Genomic DNA, 7,421 nt, shown 5'->3' with positions numbered 1-7,421 from the left:
TTTGTTGGTCGGAGTGACAGGATTCGAACCTGCGACCCCTTGCACCCCATGCAAGTGCGCTACCAGGCTGCGCCACACTCCGTCATACATCTACTGCAGTGCTACTTTTACTTTCAGTGCCGTGTGGGGTTTGCCCTGAGAGCGAGGCGCATTATAAGGCGCTTTTTCACTTTTGAAAACCCTTTTGCGAACAAAAGTTTAGGTTTTTATTCACCCTTGTAGCGTTCCACTCTGGCCTTGAGTTTTTGTCCGGCTTTGAAGGTGACTACACGACGGGCGGAGATGGGAATTTCTTCACCTGTTTTTGGGTTTCTGCCGGGGCGTTCCCGTTTATCGCGCAGATCAAAGTTGCCGAATCCAGATATTTTGACCTGCTCGTTGTCGGTTAGGCACTCTCTGATTTCACTGAAAAACAGTTCAACCATGTCTTTGGCGTCACGTTTGCTCAGTCCGAGTTCATTGATCAGCTTTTCAGCCATTTCTGCTTTGGTTAATGCACCCACGTTTTCCGCTCCTTCCGAATGCTGCATGAAAACAACTGAACTCAAAGCTGGCCGGTCTTGATAGAGTCCGACCGCTCCTGAACAGTCAGGGTTAACCGCTGCAAGCTGGATTAACTGCGCAGCTCCGCTGCAAAACCCTGAGAAAAGGCCGTAACGACCTGATTAACCTGAGTATTAATCTCTTCATCCGTAAGAGTGCGCGAAGGATGCTGCCAGGTCAAGCCCAAGGCAAGACTCTTTTTGCCCTCCGGGATGCCCTGACCTTGATAAACATCAAAAAGTGTCACTTTTTGCAGCCATTCACCACCCTGGTTCTGTGCTTCCTGTAGTAGTGCACCAATAGCAATATTTTCATCCACCAGCAGAGCCAGGTCTCGGCGCATTTCCGGGAAGCGGGACAAGCTGCCAAAACGCTGTACCTTGCCGTCCATCACGCTGCTGAGTGTGACTTCAAAGACCAGAGCATGACCACGAATATCCAGAGCTTTCATCAGCTGAGGGTGCAGTGCACCGATCCAGCCTGCTGATTGCCAGCTGCCATCGGCAGACTGGTGCAGGATTTCGGCAGACTGACCGGGATGCAGGGCAGGATGACTGGCTGAGCGGAATTGCCATTGATCGGGTTTGCGACCCAGGGCAATCAGCGCTTCAAAGTCGCCTTTGATGTCGTAAAAATCAACAGACTCGGCTTTGGTTGTCCAGGCTTCCGGCTGACGGTTGCCGCTGATCAGGCCTGCCAGCATGGGTTCTTGCAGGGTGGTTTCACCCTGTTTGATAAAACGCAGACCGGATTCAAACAGACGAACACGGGGTTGCTGGCGTTTCTGGTTATGGCTTAGTGCTTTTGCCAGTCCAGGCAGCAGGCTGGTACGCATCACCGCCAGATCAGCTGAAATTGGGTTGGCCAGGGCAATCGCTTGATTCTCTGGATCAAAGGTCTGTGACCAGCGAGGATCAATAAAGCTATAGGTGATTGCTTCTTGATAACCCCGTGCGGTCAGCAGGCTACGGATCTGACGCAGGCTGATCTCACTTTCTGGACGGCTCTGAATCAGCAGGCTGGCTGAGGGTGCTTTAACCGGCAGGTTGTCATAACCGTACACCCGTGCCACTTCTTCGATCAGGTCTTCTTCAATGCTGATGTCAAAACGATAACTGGGGATTTGTGCTTCCCAGGCTTCGCCGTTATCCGTGACTTCCAAACCCAGGCGGGTGAGGATATCGGCAACTTCTGTATCCGGCAGACGGATGGCCAGCAGTTTTTCCAGACGGTTTTTACGCAGCGTAACGGGCTGGCGAGCCGGCAGATGTTGTTCCGAGACGGCTTCGGTAATCGAGCCGGGGCGACCACCGGTGATCTGCAGCAGCAGCTCGGTGGCACGTTCCATGGCGCGTTGTTGTAATTTAAAGTCTACACCCCGCTCAAATCGGTGGGAGGCATCGGTATGCAGGCCATATTCACGCGCTTTGCCAGCCAGTGACAAGGGATCAAAGTAGGCGACTTCCAGCAGGACATCACGGGTGTTTTCAGTGCAGCCGCTGTGTTCACCGCCCATAATACCGGCCAGTGCCAGGGCTTTGTTATCATCAGCAATCACCAGGGTTTCTGGTTTCAGCTTCAGTTCAGAGCCATCCAGCAGTGTGAGGTTTTCTTCCGCTTTGGCCATACGTACACAAATGCCACCGGCAATTTCAGCCAGATCAAAGGCATGCATGGGTTGACCCAGCTCCAGCATCACAAAGTTGGTGATATCAACAACAGGGTCGATGCTGCGAATACCACTGCGGCGCAGTTTTTCCTGCATCCACAAGGGGGTAATGGCTTTGATGTTCACATCACGGATGATACGACCCAGATAACGCGGGCAGGCCACCGGTGCTTCCAGTGTGATGCGGGGCTGGTCATCAATCTGTGGTGCAATTTTGTTTAATACCGGCTGGGTGACGGGGACACGGTTAAGTACACCCACTTCCCGAGCCAGACCCGCAATGGAGAGACAATCACTGCGATTGGGGGTCAGATCCACATCAAACAGAAAGTCATCCAGCTGCAGGTAATCGCGTAGATCTGTACCTACGGGTGCATCAGCGGGTAATTCCATAATACCATCGTGGCTGTCGGATAAACCCAGTTCTTGTTCAGAGCTGAGCATTCCGCAGGATTCAACCTGACGCAGTTTGGCTTTTTTGATTTTAAAATCACCCGGCAGCACAGCGCCAATACGGGCAAAAGCAGTTTTCAGGCCAGCGCGGGCATTGGGAGCACCACAAACCACCTGATGAGTTTCAGTACCATCTGAAACACTGCAGACCTGCAGCTTGTCGGCATTGGGGTGGGGTTCTGCGGTCAGAATCTCACCGATCACTACACCACTGAATACACCGGCCGCCGCTTCACGGCTGTCCACTTCCAAACCGGCAAGAGAAAGTTGTTCTTCCAGGCTGGCGGAATCCAGGGCTGGATTGACCCATTCACGCAGCCATTTTTCACTGAATTTCATTGTCTTCGGAATCCTGTTGTAAAAAGGTTGCCCGGATCAGCGCAGCTGGCTGAGGAATTTGATGTCGTTATCAAAGAACAGGCGCAGGTCATCCACGCCATAACGCAGCATGGAGAAACGCTCAACACCCATACCAAAGGCAAAACCGGTGTATTTTTCCGGGTCAATACCGGACATCTCCAGCACCCGTGGATGAACCATGCCGCAGCCCAGCACTTCCAGCCAGCGACCATCACCACGATCCACATCCACCTCGATAGAAGGTTCGGTGAAGGGGAAATAAGACGGGCGGAAGCGAACACGCAGATCCTGTTCAAAAAAGGCACGCAGGAATTGTTGCAGGATACCTTTAAGGTCAGCAAAGCTGATGTTTTCGTCGATCAGCAGCCCTTCCACCTGATGGAACATGGGGGAGTGGGTCATATCGGAGTCACAGCGATAAACACGACCCGGGCAGATGATGCGGATCGGTGGTTGCTGCGATTCCATGCTGCGTACCTGTACCGGAGAGGTATGGGTGCGCAGCAGAGTGTGGGCATCAAAATAAAAGGTATCGTGCATGGCACGAGCGGGATGATGCGCCGGAATATTCAGGGCTTCAAAGTTGTGGTAGTCATCCTCAATTTCCGGGCCTTCAGCCACAGTAAAACCGATAGAGGAGAAGAAGTCTTCAATGCGATTGATGGTGCGTGTTACCGGGTGGATGCCGCCTATTTCCGGATCACGGCCTGGCAGTGTTACGTCGACAGATTCAGCTGCCAGACGAGCATTCAGTGCGGCACTGTCCAGTGCTTCTTTGCGGGCATTCAGTGCATCTTGAACCAGCTGTTTAGCCTGGTTAATCACTTCGCCGGCACGGGGACGCTCTTCTGCGGGCAGGTTACCAAGACTTTTCAACAGGCTGGTCAATTCGCCTTTTTTGCCCAGGTAATGAACCCGGAGTTGATCAAGGGTCTGGCTGTCACCTGTCTGGGTAATCTGTTCCAGCGCCTGATTCACCCTTTCCTGCAAAGGTTGCCCTTCCAGTGACAGGGAGGAGAGGTTGTCCATCTGCACGACTCCAGATAAAAATTCGGTTAAGTAAATTCAGAATAAAAAAAGGGGAAGAGCGCAGCCCTTCCCCTGATTACTTTGCAAGCTGAGTGCTGGAAAATCAGGCCAGAGCGGCTTTGGATTTTTCAACAATGGCAGCAAAAGTAGCCATATCGTGTACTGCGATGTCAGCCAGTACTTTACGGTCAATGGCGATGTCCGCTTTCTTCAGGCCGGAAATGAAACGGCTGTAGGACATACCGTTGATGCGGGCTGCAGCGTTGATACGGGCAATCCACAGGGCACGGAACTGACGCTTGCGTACACGACGGTCGCGGTAAGCGTACTGACCAGCCTTGATAACGGCCTGTTTGGCAACACGGAACACACGGCTGCGGGCACCATAGTAACCTTTAGCCAGCTTTAAAATCTTCTTGTGGCGACGACGCGCCTGTACACCACGTTTTACGCGAGGCATGTAAACTCACTCCTGACTATTAAATTAAAAAAACCTTAGACGCTTGGCAGCATGCGCTTGATCAACGGCAGGTCAGAAGCGGAAATTTGCTTCATGCCACGCAGTTGACGCTTACGCTTGGGGCTTTTTTTGGTCAGGATGTGGCTACGGTGTGACTGCTTGTGCTTGAAGCCTTTGGCAGTCGCTTTGAAGCGCTTACGCGCACCACTGTTTGATTTGATTTTTGGCATTACATTAACTCCACAAGTGCATCATTGGATGCGTTGCAAGGGATTGGGCATGATCCGAGCCCGGTTGCTGAGCAAGCTGCACCCGAAGGTGCAGCAGGGGATCATTTCTTCTTGGGTGCCAACATCATTACCATCTGCCGTCCCTCTAAACGAGGGCGGGATTCAACAACGATGGTGTCACCCAGATCTTCTTCGATCCGCTGGAAAAGACGCAAACCAATATCCTGGTGCGCCATTTCACGGCCACGGAAACGAAGCGTGATTTTGACCTTGTCACCTTCTTCCAGAAAACGAACAATGTTACGGAACTTGATCTGGTAGTCGCCTTCTTCGGTGCCAGGGCGAAATTTAAGCTCTTTGATCTGGATCTGTTTCTGCTTTTTCTTCTGAGCATTTTTTGCTTTCTTCTGCTCAAACTGAAATTTGCCGTAGTCCATGATCTTACAGACAATGGGGTCAGCTTCAGAAATTTTCACCAGGTCGAGTTCTGCTGCTGCAGCACGTACAAGTGCATCCGCAAGAGGAACAACGCCTACCTGTTCACCATCTTGATCAATCAGACGGACTTCAGTGGCTTGAATATTCTCATTGATCGGCGGCAGGTTCTTTTTTGGATCCCGCCTGATTGGATTAGCGCGCTTGATTGCTATATCTCCATATTGTTTTATTTGATTGACACTTGCATATCAATGGCGACTCAGTGTCGCTCCAGTAATCTGGCTTTAACAGTTTCCAGATCCATTGAACCAAGGTCTTCGCCATGACGAGTACGAACAGACACTGTACCGGACTCCACTTCTTTATCACCAACAACCAGCAGATAAGGAATCTTGGCTAGAGTGTGCTCGCGGATTTTAAAGCCTATCTTCTCATTTCTCAAGTCAGTTTCGATACGAACACCGGCTTGATGCAGTTTTTCTTTCAAATCTCGGGCATATTCGCCCTGTTTGTCAGTGATATTCAGTACCACTGCCTGAATCGGGCACAACCAGGTCGGAAGGTCACCGGCATAATGTTCGATCAGAATGCCGATAAAACGCTCGAAGGACCCCAGAATAGCACGATGCAGCATCACAGGTGTCTTACGACTGCCATCTTCAGCAATATAATGGGCATTCAAACGGCTTGGCAATACAAAATCCAGCTGCAAGGTGCCACACTGCCAGACACGACCAAGGCAGTCGCGCAGGGAGAACTCAATTTTCGGGCCGTAAAATGCACCTTCACCTGGCTGTAGATCCCAGGTTTTACCAATTTTGTTGAGTGCGTGTTCCAGCGCGTGTTCAGCCTTGTCCCACAGGGCGTCATCACCAATGCGGCTTTCCGGACGGGTGGAGAGCTTGAGCTCAACATCGTTAAAACCAAAGGCCTTGTAAACATCCAGCGTCAACTGAATAAAACGGGCAGATTCTTCTTCCATCTGGTCATCCGTACAGAAGATGTGGGCATCATCCTGAGTGAAACCACGAACCCGCATCAAACCATGTAATGAACCGGAAGGTTCGTTACGATGGCAAGAACCAAACTCGGCCATACGCAGTGGTAGATCACGGTAACTTTTCAGTCCCTGATTAAAAATCTGCAGGTGGCAGGGGCAGTTCATTGGCTTGATGGCGTAATCACGGTGTTCGGATACCGTGGTGAACATATTGGCCTGGTAATGCTCCCAGTGACCCGAGCGCTCCCACAAGACCTTGTCTACAACCTGAGGTGTTTTGACCTCTTGGTAACCATTGTTGCGCAGCACGCCGCGCATGTAGGTTTCCAGTGCCTGATACAGTGTCCAGCCATTGGCGTGCCAAAATACCATGCCTGGTGCTTCGTCTTGGATGTGGAACAAATCCATACGTTTGGCTAGTTTGCGGTGATCCCGCTTTTCGGCTTCTTCGAGGCGGTGCAGGTATTCCTTGAGGTCTTTTTTATCGGCCCAGCAAGTGCCGTAGATGCGTTGCAGCATCTTGTTTTTGGAGTCACCGCGCCAGTAGGCACCGGAAACACGCATCAGTTTGAAGGCTTTTAGCTTGCCGGTGCTGGGAACATGCGGGCCACGGCATAAATCGGTGAACTCACCCTGGCGGTAGAGGGATAATTCTTCATGCGCTGGGATATCACGGATGATTTCAGCTTTGTAGATTTCACCCTGCTGCTCAAAAAAGGCAACCGCTTCATTCCGTGACAGCAGGAAGCGCTCAACAGGAATATCTTGTTTTGCCAGTTCTTCCATGCGCTTTTCAATGGCTTGCAGGTCTTCCGGCGTAAATGTGCCGTCGATGTCGAAGTCATAAAAAAAGCCATCTTCAATGGTTGGGCCGATAGTGACCTGAGCCTTGGGGAACAGCTGTTTTACAGCCATGGCCATCAGGTGGGCACAGGAATGGCGCAGCACTTCCACGCCGCCAGCATCTTTGGCAGTGATGATTGATAGCTGGCTGTCTTCACTGAGCAGATGGCTGGTATCAACCAGCTCACCATTAACCTTGCCTGCAAGAGCGGCTTTGGCTAGACCGGCACCAATGGATTCGGCGACCTGAAAAACGCTGACGGCCTGCTCAAACTGACGCTGGCTGCCATCGGGAAGGGTAATTACGGGCATGATAAGTTCCTGAGCAGTGGTGTCCCCTACGAAAGGACACTTGGTTCATGAAGGCAGACGTTTTTCTGCTGTACGGCGGCCACC

7 protein-coding genes and 1 tRNA gene are annotated in these 7,421 nt (G+C 51.6%); all 8 read right to left on the bottom strand.

Features of this window, described 5'->3' with window-relative positions; genetic code table 11:
- Nucleotides 1-5 precede the first annotated feature (5 nt).
- Nucleotides 6-82 (bottom strand) — tRNA-Pro (locus tag IBX50_RS15260).
- A 124-nt stretch (nucleotides 83-206) separates the two neighbouring features.
- Nucleotides 207-503 carry an integration host factor subunit alpha gene (gene ihfA, locus IBX50_RS15255; RefSeq protein WP_292257153.1) on the bottom strand — a complete coding sequence of 99 codons (297 nt, stop codon included), beginning with the start codon at nucleotides 501-503 and terminating at the stop codon, nucleotides 207-209.
- A gap of 110 nt (nucleotides 504-613) precedes the next feature.
- Nucleotides 614-3,004 (bottom strand): phenylalanine--tRNA ligase subunit beta, encoded by a 2,391-nt coding sequence (pheT, locus tag IBX50_RS15250; protein ID WP_292257152.1) that lies wholly within the window; start codon nucleotides 3,002-3,004, stop codon nucleotides 614-616.
- A gap of 36 nt (nucleotides 3,005-3,040) precedes the next feature.
- Nucleotides 3,041-4,054: a phenylalanine--tRNA ligase subunit alpha gene (gene pheS, locus IBX50_RS15245; protein WP_292257151.1), complete on the bottom strand. Its 1,014-nt coding sequence runs from the start codon at nucleotides 4,052-4,054 to the stop codon at nucleotides 3,041-3,043.
- Between the two features lie 103 nt (nucleotides 4,055-4,157).
- Complete coding sequence (rplT, locus tag IBX50_RS15240; protein ID WP_292257150.1) at nucleotides 4,158-4,514, bottom strand: 50S ribosomal protein L20; 357 nt, start codon at nucleotides 4,512-4,514, stop codon at nucleotides 4,158-4,160.
- A 35-nt stretch (nucleotides 4,515-4,549) separates the two neighbouring features.
- Complete coding sequence (rpmI, locus tag IBX50_RS15235; protein ID WP_292257149.1) at nucleotides 4,550-4,744, bottom strand: 50S ribosomal protein L35; 195 nt, start codon at nucleotides 4,742-4,744, stop codon at nucleotides 4,550-4,552.
- A 101-nt stretch (nucleotides 4,745-4,845) separates the two neighbouring features.
- Nucleotides 4,846-5,370, bottom strand: a complete 525-nt coding sequence (gene infC / locus IBX50_RS15230) for a translation initiation factor IF-3 (protein ID WP_292257154.1) — start codon at nucleotides 5,368-5,370, stop codon at nucleotides 4,846-4,848.
- Nucleotides 5,371-5,441: 71 nt separating this feature from the next.
- Nucleotides 5,442-7,337, bottom strand: a complete 1,896-nt coding sequence (gene thrS, locus IBX50_RS15225; RefSeq protein ID WP_292257148.1) for a threonine--tRNA ligase — start codon at nucleotides 7,335-7,337, stop codon at nucleotides 5,442-5,444.
- Nucleotides 7,338-7,421 lie beyond the last annotated feature (84 nt).

This window comes from Marinospirillum sp., assembly GCF_014859565.1.
This window is presented reverse-complemented; position numbering and strand designations above follow the sequence as displayed.

Coding starts and splice junctions, on each gene's coding strand:
- rpmI (WP_292257149.1), bottom strand. CDS start 4,744: ATGCCAAAAATCAAATCAAACAGTGGTGCGCGTAAGCGCTTCAAAGCG.
- pheT (WP_292257152.1), bottom strand. CDS start 3,004: ATGAAATTCAGTGAAAAATGGCTGCGTGAATGGGTCAATCCAGCCCTG.
- pheS (WP_292257151.1), bottom strand. CDS start 4,054: ATGGACAACCTCTCCTCCCTGTCACTGGAAGGGCAACCTTTGCAGGAA.
- rplT (WP_292257150.1), bottom strand. CDS start 4,514: ATGCCTCGCGTAAAACGTGGTGTACAGGCGCGTCGTCGCCACAAGAAG.
- thrS (WP_292257148.1), bottom strand. CDS start 7,337: ATGCCCGTAATTACCCTTCCCGATGGCAGCCAGCGTCAGTTTGAGCAG.